This is a genomic window from Aestuariirhabdus haliotis, from assembly GCF_023509475.1.
GTDB classification, from domain to species: Bacteria; Pseudomonadota; Gammaproteobacteria; order Pseudomonadales; family Aestuariirhabdaceae; genus Aestuariirhabdus; species Aestuariirhabdus haliotis.
In genome coordinates this window covers 184,710-199,722 of sequence record NZ_JAKSDZ010000001.1, presented here as the reverse complement: position 1 = coordinate 199,722, position 15,013 = coordinate 184,710, and the positions used below count along the sequence as shown (strand labels likewise).

The window sequence follows — 15,013 nt, the reverse complement described above, 5'->3', positions numbered from 1 at the left end:
GGATGTGAGCAGTAGAGAACATCATATGGGAGTAGGAGTTATCAGCTTAAGGATAACTGCAGTACGAAGCCTGAAGATTTTATTAATGTGTAAAATTTTTCTGCTGACATCCCTTGTCGGGATCATGCAGGGCTGCTCTATTATGAAAATGGAGAGCGAACTAAACCTGTTTAATGAATCGGTCTTTACGGCTGAGTTTGACCTGGTTTCACCCTCGGCGCCCGAAAGCCCTATTGTGATTGTCTTTTATCATCCAGAGGAAAAGGTTTCTCACAGCCTTCGAATCATCAGTAGACCCGGCCATATTTCAACAGTATTTCCCAAGACAACAGTACACGTCGTTGCGTTTTCTGATTTGAATGGGGATCTTGATTGGCAAGAAGGGGAGCCCTACAGTTTCGTCGAACGAAATGAATTTGAGCTTAATGAAAATAGATTGCTGGTTTTACAGCCGCAAGAAGTAGGACCTATTCTGCCTGCTAACCTGAGAGCCTATCTCGACTTAATCCCGGTTAAGCTAGGTGCAATAGTGGATATCGATGACCCTATTATTGGAGAGAAAATTGGCAAGGCTGGATTGTTTGAGCCGCTAACCAGTTTGCAAACAGGAAAAATGGGTTACTATTTTTTGCAGCCCTACGATGGCGACAAGCAGGTCATCTTTATGGTGCATGGTATGAGTGGATATCCCGCTCAATTCAAGCACATTATCAGTCATATCGATCGTCAAAGGTTTCAGGTACTGCTGTTGGCATATCCATCAGGGTTTCCTCTGGAGCAGTTGTCTTCAGGAATCGAAAATGCAATGAATATTTTGCAGCATCGATATGAGTTTGAACGTGTTCATGTGATTGCCCACAGCATGGGCGGACTGATTACACGACGGTGGCTGCAGCGCTGCCAAGAAAGTCAGCGATGTCCTCTACTCGGTGAATACATAACGGTGTCTACACCTTGGTTGGGGCATGAGGCGGCTGCAACCGGCGCCAAAATGTCATCACCTAAAGTCTGGAAAGATATGTCGCCGGGTAGTGAATTTTTACAACGTATTAATTCAATAGAAAAGCGGATTCGAGTGCCCCATACGCTGGTGTTCAGCTACCAGTCTACAGGTGTAATGAATACAGAAGCCAATGATGGCAGTGTGACTCTGGCCAGCCAGTTATCGTACCCAATACAGAAGCAGGTCAATCAACAGCTAGGCATCAGGGAAAGCCATGTAGGTGTATTGTCTAACACAGAGCTGTTTGAATTGATTAATCGGCGTTTGTTTATTTATTAGAGTTTTCAAAAATGAAATACAACACAATAACAACAGGACTATTTCATGACGCAGCAATCCACCAATAGGGTGAAGCAGCAGGTAACAACAAGTGAGTGGGAAACCAGGGTCAATCTGGCCGCCTGCTACAATCTGGTGGCAGAATATGGCTGGGATGATCTGATATTTACTCATATATCGGCCAAGGTTCCAGGGCCTGATCAACACTTTTTGATCAACCCATACGGCATGATGTTTGATGAAATAACCGCTAGCAGCCTGGTAAAAATCGATTTATCGGCAAACAAGGTCATGCCTTCCGAATACGATATTAACCCGGCTGGTTTCACGATCCATAGCGCGATCCATGAGGCGCGCAGTGATGCTCATTGCGTGTTACATCTGCATACAAAAGAAGGGGTGGCTGTTTCTGCCCAGAAGCAGGGATTATTACCTATCTCGCAACAGTCGTTGTTTCCGTTATCCGGGTTGAGTTACCACGACTATGAAGGACTGGCGCTGCGTGATGATGAAAAAGCCAGGCTAGTTAAGGATTTGGGTTCGACTAACTTTATGATTTTACGCAATCATGGCCTGTTAACCTGTGCCAACACGATTGCCGATGCTTTCCTCTCGATGTATATCCTGCAACGGGCCTGTGAGGTGCAGTTATTGGCACAAGCCGGCGGCACAGAATTGACTAGAGTCCCGGAACCCATTATTTCAGGTATGAAAGCGGCGGTTGATCAGGTCACTAATTCGGTCGGAGGTGGTTTGGCTTGGCCAGGATTATTGCGCAAATTGGATCGTCTTGGGGCACCTTATAGGCAATAGTTGATCCGAGTCTGGGTTTAGCTCATTGGCGACAGTACAATAACGCCCAGCAAGTGTTTAACACAGGAGAGTATTTGTGAGTCAGGCGCCCCAAGGTAAGAAAGAACGCCCCAGTTTTGCGGATGTGTATATGGGCTTTGCTTTCCAGATTGCCGAACGTTCTTCGTGCCACCGACTCAATGTCGGTACGGTTATTACCAGTACCGATTACCGCAAGGTGTTTGCGGTGGGTTATAACGGTAATGCCTCCGGGTTGCACAACAAGTGTGACAGTGACATTCCTGGCTCCTGTGGTTGTCTGCATTCCGAGGAAAATGCGGTGATTAACTGCGATACCCCTCGCCACTATGAAAAGTTTGTCTTCGTGACCCATCTGCCTTGCCGCATGTGCGCCAAACGTTTGATCAATCTTGGCGGTGTGAAGCGCATCTATTACGCGGAAGATTACCGGCTACGGGATTCCATCGAGATACTGGCAGAGGTGGGGATTGCCGTTGAACACTTGCCGCTTAAGCGTAACCCGGCCGAGCAAGCATTGATTCGCCTGGCGACCGAGGCTTATCAACAGGAAGTGTTGGCGGGTGAAGGTAACCTTATGGCGGATGATAACCAGACGCCCGATCCCGAATGGATTTCACGTAAGGTGAGTGAATGGCTGCAGGGATAAGTTTGTTGATAACTAATGTATAAGTTGATGGTAAATTGTTAGCGAGCAGTGGGTATGTTGTTGGTACATCAACTTCGAAAATAAACCCCTAAATACCAAGCCCTTTTGCGGATGATATCGTCTATTTCACCACATTATTCTAGAGTGAAACGACGGTTTTTTAACTAGCCTGTGTATAACCTGTGCCGAAAGCTGTGAATAGAAATGTGTTTTGTGGCTTCACTTCGGTGCCCAACAAAGAAAGGTAGTGCGTTTTCGTAAAATTTCCCCTCCATCGAAAAATCAGGAAATGCCACAAGACGTGATAAAAGGGTTGTTTTAAATAACGGCCTGATTATTTTTTATCCAGCATTTTCCGTTATACTACGCGCCCATTTTTTTGGTGTTCAGCATGTCTCTCTCTACTCAAGCCAAAGACCTATTCTCCTACCGCAAATACTGGGCGGAATGTTTTGGCGTCGCTACGTTTCTACCGACTACACGAGAAGAGATGGATGAGCTGGGTTGGGAAGCCTGTGACATCATTGTCGTTACTGGTGACGCCTATGTCGATCACCCCAGTTTTGGTATGGCGGTGATCGGTAGAACCCTGGAGGCGCAGGGCTTTCGGGTGGGTATCATCGACCAGCCGGACTGGAGCAGCAAAGACGACTTTATGCGACTCGGGGCACCCAATCTGTTTTTTGGTGTCACCGCCGGCAATATGGATTCCATGATCAACCGTTATACCGCCGACCGGCGTCTGCGTTCCGATGATGCCTACACACCTGGCGGGCTAGCGGGTAAGCGTCCGGACCGGGCGGCGGTGGTCTATTCCCAGCGCTGCAAGGAGGCCTATAAAGAGATCCCCATTGTTTTGGGAGGCATCGAAGCCAGCCTGCGTCGAATCGCTCATTACGACTACTGGGAAGATAAAGTAAGGCGCTCGGTGGTGGTGGACGCGACCGCGGATATGATTGTCTACGGCAACGGAGAGCGGGCGATTGTCGAGATTGCTCATCGCCTGGCCGCCGGGGACAGCATTGACCAGATTCAGGATGTTCGCGGTACCGCCTTCCAGAGAAAAGAATTGCCCGAAGGCTGGCTTGAGATTGACTCCACTCGAGTCGATAAACTGGGTAAGGTAGCCCCCAAACTGAATCCTTATTTGACCCTGGAAGAACAGGGAATGGATACTCCCGGGCAGGCTAACGAAGACGCGCCCGAAGAGCCGATTAAAGAGCCCGATCTGCAGGTAATCAAGCTTCCCGTCGATACAAAACAAACGGCGCCCAAAGAGTATATTCGCCTGCCAGCTTTTGAGCGTGTCCGTAATGATCCGGTGTTGTACGCTCATGCTTCGCGCATTCTGCACAAGGAAACCAATCCCTATAATGCCCGTGCGATGGTGCAGTCCCATGGCAATAAAGATCTCTGGGTTAATCCGCCGCCCATTCCGCTAGAAACCAACGAACTCGATACGGTGTTTGAGCAACCCTACAAGCGGGTACCTCATCCCAAATATGGTGGGGCCAAAATTTCCGCCTACGAGATGATCCGTTTCTCGGTCAATATCATGCGGGGCTGTTTTGGTGGCTGTACTTTCTGCTCGATTACCGAGCACGAGGGTCGCATTATCCAGAATCGCTCGGAAGACTCGATCATTCGCGAACTGGAGATCATGCGCGATGAGGTGCCCGGGTTTACCGGAGCGGTTTCCGACCTGGGGGGGCCAACCGCCAATATGTACCGCCTGGCCTGCAAAAGTCGGGAGATTGAAGCCAGTTGTCGACGACTTTCCTGTGTTTTCCCGACGATCTGTAAAAATCTTGGTACGGACCATAAGCACACCACGGCTTTGTATCGACGCGCTCGTGCGTTGCCGGGCATCAAGAAGATCTCCATCGCCTCGGGCCTGCGTTATGACCTGGCGGTGGAGGATCCGGAATACATTCGCGAACTGGTTACCCATCATGTTGGCGGCTATCTCAAGATTGCCCCAGAGCACACCGAGGACGGTGTGCTGAATAAAATGATGAAGCCGGGTATGGGCACGTACGATCGCTTCAAGGAGATGTTTGAAGCCATTTCGGCCGAAGCCGGGAAAAAACAGTATCTGATTCCCTACTTTATCGCGGCCCATCCCGGTACGCGGGATGAAGATATGATGAATCTGGCGCTTTGGCTGAAGAACAACGATTTCCGTGCCGATCAGGTGCAAACCTTTTACCCGTCACCCATGGCAACGGCGACTGCGATGTACCATTCCCAGCGCAACCCGTTGAAAAAGGTGGGTTACAAAACCGAAATAGTGGAAACACCGCGCACCGTCAAGCAGCGTAAATTGCACAAGGCTTACCTGCGCTATCATGACCCGGATGGTTGGCCGATGATTCGTGATTCCCTGAAGGCGATGGGGCGAGCGGATCTGATTGGCAATGGCAAACACCAGCTGGTACCCGCAGAACAGCCTGCCGATCACCGGGCCAACGAAGGGCGCCGTGGTCAGGGCGGCAAGCGGTTTGCTACCCAGCACACCGGATTGCCCAAGTTTGCCGCTCCGCGTTCGGGGCGCAAGCCCAAACCCAAAAGCAAGGTTCGCAGCAAGGGCAAGTCAAAACCTCGCCAGCAGTCCTAGCAAGCATTGGCTCTATAGCCGGGCCTGAAGCAGAAAGCCCGATCCTGGGGATCGGGCTTATGCAGTGGTTTGGGTCAGGTTAGATGGCGATCCAGGTGGCTTTGAGCTCGGTGTATTTGTCGAAGGCATGCAAGGATTTATCCCGGCCATTGCCAGATTGTTTAAAGCCACCAAACGGCGCGGTCATATCACCGCCATCGTACTGATTCACCCACACCGATCCAGCACGCAACGCTTTGGCGGTTCGATGGGCCTTGCTCAGATCGGCTGTCCACACGGCGGCGGCCAGGCCGTAGTCGGTGTCGTTGGCAATCTGAATGGCCTGCTCGGCACTGTCGAAGCCGATGCAGGAAAGCACGGGTCCGAAGATCTCTTCGCGGGCGATACGCATCTCATTGCTGACGCCATTAAAGATAGTGGGAGCCACGTAGAAGCCGCCAGAATCCTTATGCAGTTGATCGCCTCCCATTCGTAGCTCGGCGCCTGCTTCTTTGCCAGACTCTATATACTCCAGCACCGTATTGAGTTGGGTTTGGTCCACCACGGCGCCGACATTGGTATCCGGGTCCAGGGGGTTTCCGGGCTTCCAGTGGCTCATCTCTTCTGCCACCATCAGGATAAACTCCTCCCGAATACTCTCTTCAACCAGTAAGCGTGACCCGGCGGTGCAGACCTCGCCCTGATTAAAACAGATGGCCGAAGCCGCAGCACTGGCGGCAGCCCGTAGATCCGGTGCGTCGGCAAACACTATATTGGGGCTTTTCCCGCCAGCTTCCAGCCACACGCGTTTCATATTGGATTCGCCGGCATAGATCATTAGCTGCTTGGCGGTGCGAGTCGAGCCGGTAAATACCAGACTGTCGACTTCATTGTGCAGGGCCAGGGCTTTACCGATGGTGTGGCCAAAACCTGGAACCACATTTAGGACCCCGGAGGGTATACCGGCGTCGAGCGCCAATTGGGCAATGCGAAGGGCAGTCAGTGGCGATTTTTCGGAAGGTTTGAGCACGACACTGTTACCGGTTGCCAGCGCCGGACCCAGCTTCCAGCAGGCCATCAATAACGGGAAATTCCAGGGCACGATGGCGGCCACAACTCCCACCGGTTCACGGGTCACCATTCCGATCTGGTCAGGGGCCGTTGGCGCCAGTTCATCGTAGACCTTGTCTATCGCCTCACCGTTCCAGCGGATGCTGTTGGCGGCACCGCTAATATCGACGGTCAGGGAATCGGAAATGGGTTTGCCCATATCCAGAGTTTCCAGAATAGCCAGTTCGTGCTGATGTTCCAAAATCAGGTCGGCGAAACGAATCAAAATGCGCTTACGATTTGCCGGCGCCATTTGCGACCAGCTGCCGCTGTTGAAAGCCTCGCGGGCATTCGCCACGGCGTTATCGGCATCGGCACTGTCACAAGAGGCAACTTTGCTGAGCAGGCGACTATCAATAGGGCTAATACAGTCGAAGGTCTCCTGGGAACGAGCATCCACATAGCTGCCACCGATAAAGGCACGGCCCTCTATCTCTATTGTGGTGGCGAGTTGTTGCCAATAGGCCAGTGTTCTTTGTTCGGTCATGATGCTCTCCTGGAATGTACGCTTGGGTACCCGATTGTGCTGTTATTGTCTCAAGGCAAACAGACTGAGGTTGTCTGCCCGAAGAGGGTGGAAAAACCATATCATCGATGCTTGATATTTCAAAATATTCAACAAAACATCCGTATAGCCCAGTAAACTTTGCTTTCCCTAGCTTCACTGTTTGTTTTATTTGACATAGTATAAGTTCAAGATTAAGCCTCTTAGAGCTTATAAATATCAATTAAGGATAGATTTCACCGACAGGAAGATGCGAATAATGAACGATAAAACTAATAATCTTGACGCATTTTGGATGCCATTTACGGCGAATCGTCAGTTTAAGGCCGCTCCCCGTCTCCTTGCCGAAGCCAAAGGCATGTATTACAAGACCGACGAGGGACGAGAGATTCTTGATGGTACCGCAGGCCTGTGGTGTTGCAATGCCGGACACAGCCGTCAACCGATTATCGAGGCGGTATCTCGCCAGATTGCCCAACTTGATTACGCGCCCCCCTTTCAGATGGGGCATCCGCTGGCTTTCGAGTTGGCGGAACGATTGGTTCAACATAGCCCTGATGGCTTGAATCGAGTCTTTTTTACTAACTCGGGCTCCGAGTCGGTGGATACGGCGTTAAAAATCGCCATCGCCTACCACCGGGCGCGGGGGCAGGGTACTCGTCAACGCTTGATTGGCCGTGAAAAAGGCTACCACGGGGTTGGTTTTGGCGGTATTTCGGTTGGTGGCCTGGTCAACAACCGAAAGTTTTTTGGCACTCTGCTGAATGGCGTAGACCATCTTCCCCATACCCTGAACATCAAGGCCAACGCCTTTACCCAGGGCTTGCCCGAGCAGGGTGCGGAGCTGGCGGACGAATTGGAAAATATCGTCGCCCTGCACGATGCCTCGACCATTGCCGCGGTCATTGTTGAACCCTTTGCGGGCTCGGCCGGGGTGATTCTGCCGCCCAAGGGGTATCTGCAGCGGCTGCGTGAGATTTGTACTCGCCACGGCATTCTGTTGGTCTTTGATGAAGTAATCAGTGGTTACGGGCGTATCGGTAAAGCTTTCGCGGCGGAGCGTTTTGGCGTGACCCCCGATATCATCACCACCGCCAAGGGCTTAACCAACGGGTCGGTGCCCATGGGCGCGGTGTTTGTCAGTGACGAAATCTACAATACCTTTATGGATGGCCCCGAAGGCATGATCGAACTGTTTCATGGCTACACCTATTCGGGTCATCCGGTGGCGGCGGCAGCTGGTCTGGCGACCTTGGATATCTACGAGCAGGACAAGCTGTTTGATCGCACACTGGAGCTCGAACCCTATTGGCAGGAGTCGATTCATAGCCTCAAGGGTACGGAAAATATCATCGATATTCGTAATCTGGGGCTGGTGGCGGGTATTGAACTGGCGCCTTCGCCTGATGGGGTGGGTAAGCGCGGCTATGAGGTGTTCCTGCGCTGCTTTGAAAAAGGCGTACTGGTACGCGCTACCGGTGATATTATCGCCCTGTCACCGCCACTGATTATCGAAAAAGAGCAGATAGACCGTATTGTCGAGACGCTTGGTGAGGCGATCCGCGAGGTGGCTTAGCTGCGATTCAATACGCATACGAGCATAAGCCCGTACCGTTCGGTACGGGTATCCATAGCATAAACAGGTGAGATTCGATGACGACTGTTATCAGTAATTACGTGGGTGGTCAGTCCACGGTAGCGGGCGAGCGCACGCAAACTGTCTTTAATCCGGCCAGTGGAGAGGCCACCGCAGCGGTTGCCCTGTCCAGTGTGGCTGAAACCCAAGCGGTGATCGCCAATGCCAAGGCGGCGTTTCCCGCCTGGGCTGCCAAAACACCCCTGACCCGGGCCCGCATTCTGTTTAAATTCAAGCAACTGATTGAAGACAATATCGATCACCTGGCGGAGTTGATTACTCGTGAACACGGCAAGGTTCACAGTGATGCCAAGGGGGAGGTGATTCGTGGGCTGGAGGTGGTCGAATTTGCCTGCGGCATTCCCCACCTGTTAAAGGGTGAGCATACCGAATCGGTAGGTACAGCCGTCGATGCCTGGTCGTTGAACCAGCCGCTGGGGGTTGTGGCCGGAATTACCCCGTTTAATTTCCCCGCAATGGTGCCGATGTGGATGTTCCCGGTGGCCCTGGCCTGTGGCAACTGCTTTGTGCTCAAACCCTCGGAGAAAGACCCTAGCGCACCGCTGTTTTTGGCGGAATTGTTGCGTCAGGCTGGCTTGCCCGATGGAGTGTTCAATATCGTCAATGGCGACAAGGAAGCGGTGGATGTGTTGCTAACCAACGATGATATTGAGGCTGTGAGCTTTGTCGGTTCGACCCCGATTGCCGAATACATCTATTCGACGGCCAGCGCTCATGGCAAGCGGGTGCAGGCTTTGGGTGGGGCTAAAAACCATATGGTGGTGATGCCCGATGCCGACCTGGATCAAGCGGTTAATGCTTTGATGGGCGCGGCCTATGGTTCGGCGGGGGAGCGTTGTATGGCGATCTCTGTCGCGGTTGCCGTGGGTGATGTCGGTGATGCCCTGATCGATAAATTGATTCCTCGAGTGCAGGCGCTCAAGGTTGGCGATGGCATGAACCCGGAGATGGAGATGGGGCCACTGGTCAGCCGGGAGCATCTGGCCAAGGTCACCGCCTATGTCGATAGTGGTGTCGAGCAGGGGGCCAAACTGCTGGTCGACGGACGCACTTTGCAGGTTGAAGGCGCCGAACAGGGCTACTTTATCGGCGGCTGCCTGTTTGATGAGGTCACGACCGATATGACCATCTACCAGGAGGAGATCTTTGGTCCGGTCTTGGTGGTGGTGCGGGTACCGGATTACGCCACGGCGGTACGTATTATTAATGATCACGAATACGGCAATGGTACGGCAATTTTTACCCGCGACGGCGATGCTGCTCGCCAGTTTACCCATGAGATTCAGGTCGGCATGGTTGGGGTCAATGTACCGATTCCGGTGCCCATGGCCTTTCACAGTTTCGGTGGCTGGAAACGCTCATTGTTCGGTCCTTTGCATATGCATGGCACCGACGGCGTACGGTTTTATACCCGCAAGAAAGCGGTGACTTCTCGCTGGCCGACCGGGATTCGAACCAGCGCTGAGGGGGTGGCCGAGAAAGGCGCCGAGTTTGTGATGCCGACGATGAAATAGTTGAAATGACGCCTTTCTAGTTTTCGCTACTGCTTTGGCAGTTAAGGCAGAGGGGCGTTTCGGGGCGGACTTCGAGGCGCGGGAAGCCAATGGCTCGGTCGCATTGCAGGCAGTAGCCAAAGTCACCGCTCTCGACCCGGGCCAGCGCCTGGGTAACCTGGCGCAAACGGTTTTCGGCCTGCTGGTTGGTGGCCTTGGCCATGTTTTGCTGCAGCAAGGCGTCCTGACGCGAAACACGACCAAAGGCTTGCTGATCCAGCTCAACCACGGCGCTGCTTTCCTGCCCTTGCTTGAGCAGGGTTAGCAGCTCATCCCGTTGTTCCAGTAACGCCTGTTTCAGTTGCTGCTCCTGCGCTGGCGTGAGGGGAGCGGTGGTGTTACTCATCGTTGGCTCGATAACCGATGCGGAAGCACCCCCAGTGGCGGCCCTTCAGGTAAATAGGCACGGACAGGTCGTGCATCACTTCGCCGGTATCACGCTTGTAGGTTTGTAGCAGACAGGGGGTGGTATTTTTGGCGCAGCGTTGCCCGGTGCGATCACCGAATACGCGTTTGGTGCGGCTGTTCAGCAAATCCTTTTCATAGTCACCGGTCAGCGGCTTGGAGTAGCGCTTGTTATGAGTACCGAAATAACCTTTGTCATCGGTGGCGCCGGCATACGCCAGTTCTTTGCTGCGATCCAGTATGGGTTCCTGGATGGGGGGCAGAACCCGGTCGGTGTAGCTATCAAAGCGGGTGGTGAATTTTTGCGGATTGGTGTCCTTGACCGGCTGGTAATCCCGATCAAAGAGATCTTCCAGGGTGATGTCACCGCTGGCGATGTCTCGTTCGAAGCGTTCAACGATTGCACTTGCGGCGGCTTCGGCTTCGGCCCGTACATCACTGTGCAGGGATTGCACCCCCAACTCCATCAGGCTTGAGTGAATTTCCTCAGCTACATCGGATACTTGCAAAGCGCGGTCTGACACCTGTTCGACACTCTGCTCGGTGTGGTGCAAATGGCTGCGAACCGACTCAATAGCGACCCCAATACCATCGACTTCACCCTTGTTGGCGGCAGCACCATCAGAGATGTTAGCCGCTTGTTGTTGCATATTACCGACAAGATCGTGAATATTACCGAGCTGATCGGCAACGGCCTGGTTTTTGTTCTCCGACTGGGAAATTGCCTCACCCAGGGTGCTCATAGTCTCCACGGCCTTTTGGATATCGCCACTGATACCTGAAATCATAACCCCGATTTCGTCGGTGGCGGCGGTGGTTTTCTGAGCCAGGTTGCGGACTTCATCAGCCACCACGGCAAAACCACGACCCTGTTCTCCGGCGCGTGCGGCTTCAATAGCGGCGTTTAGGGCGAGTAAATTGGTTTGTTCGGCAATGCCACTGATGACGCTGGTGATCTGCTGAATCTGGTTTGACTTGGTTTCCAGGCTGGCGACAAAACTCGACGTTTCCTGTGCTTTTTCGCTGGTTTCGCGCATTTGCTGGGTGGCGCTGTCGATGGCCTGTTTGCCGGCTTCGCTGGCGTGCAGGGTTTCCTGACCGAGCTGGGCGGCCTCATCAGCCGACTGATTGACCTGATTGGCATTTTCCTGAATACGGCTCGCGGCCTCGGCGATGCCTTCAACATCGCTGACCTCCGCATGTACCTTGGAGGTAATGCTGTCGGATTGATGCGAGACTTCGGCGGCGGCGATGGCGATCTGACTGCTGCGGGATTCCAGCGCTTGTAAGCGACTGCTCAAGTCCGAAAGGGCGGCAATGATGTCATGTTGCTCTGACCCTTGCGGCGCTTGCCCCTCGTTACCGTGCAAACTGTCGAGGGTATATTGCAGCACCGCTTCGGTGGGTTTTGACAGGGAACGGGATGCCAGGGTCAGGGAGACGACAATGGCCGTCAGGGAGGCGACAAACAGAGCCATGTAATCGGGTAGCAGGGCGTTGAGAGCCAGCCCGATCAGAAGAGCCGAGCCTATGCCGGCAAGAATGGGAATCAGCAAGCGTGAAAAATCAAGATTGTTCATGATGAGCCTTTGTCGCGTTAGCTGTCAGCGGACAAGATTTCTGCCGTCTTGTTATTTATGTTTGATAGCTATCGGCCCATCATAGATATTATTTAAGTCTGATAACAACCCTACCATCGTCTTTGCTACAGTGGCTGGCTTGCCTGATCAAACGGCGGCATGTTTAATGAATGAACTGGTAGATGAAGGGGAGTGTCTGTGGACTGACTGTGCGGGTGTAGTTCAATGGTAGAACTTCAGCTTCCCAAGCTGACTACGGGGGTTCGATTCCCCTTACCCGCTCCATTTTTTGCGGTTGAACTGGCCTCTGGATAGCCCGTTAAAAGTAAACGCGCAACTTTCGGGTGGTTTTCATTCCGACCGCTCGGCACACTGAAACCCTCGCCATTGTTCAGGAATGTCCATGACTTCTGCCAGTCTTATCCGTTTGTTTTTGCTTGCCGCGATCTGGGGAGGCTCCTTCCTGTTTATGCGTATGGGGGCGCCGGTGGTCGGGGCGGTCTGGTTGATTGAATCCCGAGTACTATTGGCGGCGTTGTTTCTGTTGCTGGTTGCGTTGGTGACCCACAGAGCCTTAAATGCACGCCGGCACTGGCGCCATTATGCGGTACTGGGGGTGGTAAATTCAGCCCTGCCTTTCCTGTTTTTTGGTATCGCCGCGCAAACCCTGAGTGCCTCCCTGTTGTCGATCCTGAATGCCACGGCGCCACTATGGGGGATGATCATAGGACTGGTCTTGGGTTATCAGAAAATCAGTTTGCGCCTGATATCCGGGTTGGGATTGGGTTTGATGGGCGTTGCATTATTAGTGGGGCTGGACGCCCATTTGGTTGCGTCCGGTGCAGGGCTGGCTGTGCTATCGGCTTTGGCCGCGGCGTTTTGTTATGGTGTTGCCAGCAACTATGCCCGTTCGGCTCCCAAAGTGGATTCCTTTGCCAATGCCCATGGCAGTATGTGGGCCGCAACCCTGTTGATCGCTCCCCTGATGCCATTTTTTCCTCCGCCATCGCAGCCAGGTCCGGACATTATGATCGCTCTGCTTCTGTTGGGAGTGGTATGCAGTGGCATGGCCTATCTGCTCTATTTCCGTTTGATTGCCGATGAAGGGGCAACGTCCGCGTTGACGGTAACCTATCTGGTACCGCTGTTTGGTGTGCTCTGGGGTACCCTGTTACTCGATGAAGTTGTCGGTTGGCATACCCTCTTTGGCGGGCTCGCGGTGGTCATGGGTACCTTTTTGGTCACCGGGGTGAGCTGGCGACAATTACTGCCTTCAGGGGGGCAAAGCCATGGATAATCCACAACTCTTTAGTAGCAATCCGAGCAGTGACAAAGCCGGTGAGCCAATCCAGGCGTTGGAAGGTGAATGGGACAGCTCTCGTCAATATCGCATTGTTGCTCGGGCCATCGAATATCTGCAAGCCAACATCCAGCAGCAACCTTCATTGGAGCAGCTCGCCCAGGCCGTTCACCTCAGTCCGCACCATCTGCAACGGGTGTTTGCCCGCTGGGCGGGTATTTCCCCCAAGCGATTTCTGCAATACCTGACCAAGCAAGCGGCGCTTGAATCGCTGCAGGAGTCCCGTGATGTGCTCAGCGCATCAACGGCGGCCGGGTTATCCAGCCCGGGTCGACTGCACGATCTGATGGTAAGTTGTGAAGCCATGACTCCGGGAGAGATCAAGCGCCGGGGTGAAGGTGTCGAAGTGCGCTACGGGGTATCGCCGACGCCCTATGGTGAAGCCTTGTTGGGCTGGACGGATCGGGGGCTGTGCTATTTGGCCTTTCTCGATGAGGATCAGGCGCTGCGCCTGGCAGAATTGGAGCAACAATGGTCGAGTGCGACACGGATTCTGGATGATGCCGGTGCTCTGGCGATGTGTATCCGCATCTTCGACGCCAGGGCTGATTCGGCCCCCTTGCATCTGTTATTGAGGGGTACCAATTTCCAGATCAAGGTCTGGGAAGCCTTGTTGCGTTGCGACAGTACGCGGCCGATCTCTTACACCCAGTTAGCGGCGATGGCGGGCTCGCCCAAGGCGCAACGGGCGGTGGGTAGTGCCATGGCTGCCAATACCATTGCCTACCTGATTCCCTGTCACCGGGTGATACGGGAGTCGGGCGAGTTGGGTAACTACCGTTGGGGCATAACGCGCAAACAGGCGATACTGGCTCGGGAAGCGATTGTACGCCGAGGGGCTCAGTAGATCTTAACCACTGCGGCACAAATGTCCTGCCGCTGTTGAACCCCATCCCGGCGCAGCTTTTTTTGCGCTCGAGTGTTAGGCTTCGACCTTCATTCCCTGCCCGGACTCTGGATTCAATATGGCCATTTCTCTTGACGACTATCGCAAAGCCTGGATCTTCAGGCATCAGGATATGCCGCTGGCCGAAGCCGAACTGGCGCAGCTGAAGCCTTTGGGCGAAGAACGCAGCCTGCAACTCTGGCAACAGCACATCAGTAGCCAGAGCCAGCACCCGGAGCAGTTTGGCGGTGATGACTGGGCCGCCCGTGAGGATGTCTGGAGCGAAGAGGGTGAATGGCAACCCTGCTGGGAGAGCGATGACCCCGACCTGCCGGAAGAGCTGCTGCAAGCGATTGATTGGGCCGACAACACCGTGGTTTACTTCTGTTACAACAATAGGGACATTATCGAGACTCAATGGGCGCTGTTTCGCCGTCACTGGAAGAACTTTCTCTTCTTCGATGACGGCCCTCTGTTGCTGGGCAAGCGTCGTAAAGAGGTGATTCAGTTTCATCAGGATGGCCGTTATTTGCTGGGTCAGCGGCCGAGCTGATCGAAACCTTCGACCTCTTTAGGCCTGGTTGAGCCTTCGTCTGGTG

12 protein-coding genes and 1 tRNA gene are annotated in these 15,013 nt (G+C 53.5%); 10 read left to right on the top strand and 3 right to left on the bottom strand.

Translation table 11 applies throughout. The features are described 5' to 3' along the window. Window positions 1–235: 235 nt before the first annotated feature. From MIB40_RS19690 to MIB40_RS01000, 4 genes are all read left to right on the top strand, one after another. Window positions 236–1,282, top strand: a complete 1,047-nt coding sequence (locus tag MIB40_RS19690; protein WP_249689791.1) for an alpha/beta hydrolase — start codon at window positions 236–238, stop codon at window positions 1,280–1,282. Between the two features lie 45 nt (window positions 1,283–1,327). Beyond that, window positions 1,328–2,095, top strand: a complete 768-nt coding sequence (locus MIB40_RS01010; protein ID WP_249689789.1) for a class II aldolase/adducin family protein — start codon at window positions 1,328–1,330, stop codon at window positions 2,093–2,095. Window positions 2,096–2,171: 76 nt separating this feature from the next. Beyond that, on the top strand, window positions 2,172–2,762 hold the full coding sequence (locus tag MIB40_RS01005) for a deoxycytidylate deaminase (protein ID WP_249689787.1): 591 nt from the start codon (window positions 2,172–2,174) through the stop codon (window positions 2,760–2,762). A gap of 391 nt (window positions 2,763–3,153) precedes the next feature. Further along, the gene (locus MIB40_RS01000; protein WP_249689785.1) at window positions 3,154–5,379 is read left to right on the top strand and encodes a YgiQ family radical SAM protein; all 2,226 of its coding nucleotides are present in this window, start codon (window positions 3,154–3,156) and stop codon (window positions 5,377–5,379) included. A gap of 79 nt (window positions 5,380–5,458) precedes the next feature. Here the strand turns inward: MIB40_RS01000 and MIB40_RS00995 are convergent, their stop codons facing one another. Next, window positions 5,459–6,955 carry an aldehyde dehydrogenase gene (locus MIB40_RS00995; RefSeq protein ID WP_249689783.1) on the bottom strand — a complete coding sequence of 499 codons (1,497 nt, stop codon included), beginning with the start codon at window positions 6,953–6,955 and terminating at the stop codon, window positions 5,459–5,461. 277 nt (window positions 6,956–7,232) lie between these two features. On the opposite strand from MIB40_RS00995, the gene MIB40_RS00990 reads away from it, so the two are divergent. Both MIB40_RS00990 and MIB40_RS00985 read left to right on the top strand, forming a co-directional pair. Further along, a complete protein-coding gene (locus MIB40_RS00990) occupies window positions 7,233–8,549 on the top strand; it encodes an aspartate aminotransferase family protein (RefSeq protein WP_249689781.1) in 1,317 nt (438 codons plus the stop codon). A 77-nt stretch (window positions 8,550–8,626) separates the two neighbouring features. Continuing rightward, complete coding sequence (locus tag MIB40_RS00985) at window positions 8,627–10,144, top strand: CoA-acylating methylmalonate-semialdehyde dehydrogenase (protein ID WP_249689779.1); 1,518 nt, start codon at window positions 8,627–8,629, stop codon at window positions 10,142–10,144. A gap of 16 nt (window positions 10,145–10,160) precedes the next feature. Here MIB40_RS00985 and MIB40_RS00980 read toward each other — a convergent pair whose 3' ends face one another. Further along, window positions 10,161–10,529, bottom strand: coding sequence for a TraR/DksA family transcriptional regulator (locus MIB40_RS00980; RefSeq protein WP_249689777.1), 369 nt, complete (start codon window positions 10,527–10,529; stop codon window positions 10,161–10,163). Further along, window positions 10,522–12,168, bottom strand: coding sequence for a methyl-accepting chemotaxis protein (locus MIB40_RS00975; protein WP_249689776.1), 1,647 nt, complete (start codon window positions 12,166–12,168; stop codon window positions 10,522–10,524). The genes MIB40_RS00980 and MIB40_RS00975 overlap by 8 nt, the downstream gene beginning before the upstream one ends. Window positions 12,169–12,379: 211 nt before the next feature. On the opposite strand from MIB40_RS00975, the gene MIB40_RS00970 reads away from it, so the two are divergent. From MIB40_RS00970 to MIB40_RS00955, 4 genes are all read left to right on the top strand, one after another. Continuing rightward, a tRNA-Gly gene (locus MIB40_RS00970) sits at window positions 12,380–12,453 on the top strand. 118 nt (window positions 12,454–12,571) lie between these two features. Continuing rightward, a complete protein-coding gene (locus MIB40_RS00965; RefSeq protein WP_249689774.1) occupies window positions 12,572–13,465 on the top strand; it encodes a DMT family transporter in 894 nt (297 codons plus the stop codon). Next, complete coding sequence (locus MIB40_RS00960; protein WP_249689771.1) at window positions 13,458–14,375, top strand: methylated-DNA--[protein]-cysteine S-methyltransferase; 918 nt, start codon at window positions 13,458–13,460, stop codon at window positions 14,373–14,375. The genes MIB40_RS00965 and MIB40_RS00960 overlap by 8 nt, the downstream gene beginning before the upstream one ends. A gap of 118 nt (window positions 14,376–14,493) precedes the next feature. After that, a complete protein-coding gene (locus MIB40_RS00955) occupies window positions 14,494–14,967 on the top strand; it encodes a DUF2947 domain-containing protein (RefSeq protein ID WP_249689769.1) in 474 nt (157 codons plus the stop codon). Window positions 14,968–15,013 lie beyond the last annotated feature (46 nt).

Coding starts and splice junctions, on each gene's coding strand:
- MIB40_RS00960 (WP_249689771.1), top strand. CDS start 13,458: ATGGATAATCCACAACTCTTTAGTAGCAATCCGAGCAGTGACAAAGCC.
- MIB40_RS00990 (WP_249689781.1), top strand. CDS start 7,233: ATGAACGATAAAACTAATAATCTTGACGCATTTTGGATGCCATTTACG.
- MIB40_RS01000 (WP_249689785.1), top strand. CDS start 3,154: ATGTCTCTCTCTACTCAAGCCAAAGACCTATTCTCCTACCGCAAATAC.
- MIB40_RS00985 (WP_249689779.1), top strand. CDS start 8,627: ATGACGACTGTTATCAGTAATTACGTGGGTGGTCAGTCCACGGTAGCG.
- MIB40_RS00955 (WP_249689769.1), top strand. CDS start 14,494: ATGGCCATTTCTCTTGACGACTATCGCAAAGCCTGGATCTTCAGGCAT.
- MIB40_RS00965 (WP_249689774.1), top strand. CDS start 12,572: ATGACTTCTGCCAGTCTTATCCGTTTGTTTTTGCTTGCCGCGATCTGG.
- MIB40_RS00980 (WP_249689777.1), bottom strand. CDS start 10,529: ATGAGTAACACCACCGCTCCCCTCACGCCAGCGCAGGAGCAGCAACTG.
- MIB40_RS00975 (WP_249689776.1), bottom strand. CDS start 12,168: ATGAACAATCTTGATTTTTCACGCTTGCTGATTCCCATTCTTGCCGGC.
- MIB40_RS00995 (WP_249689783.1), bottom strand. CDS start 6,955: ATGACCGAACAAAGAACACTGGCCTATTGGCAACAACTCGCCACCACA.
- MIB40_RS01010 (WP_249689789.1), top strand. CDS start 1,328: ATGACGCAGCAATCCACCAATAGGGTGAAGCAGCAGGTAACAACAAGT.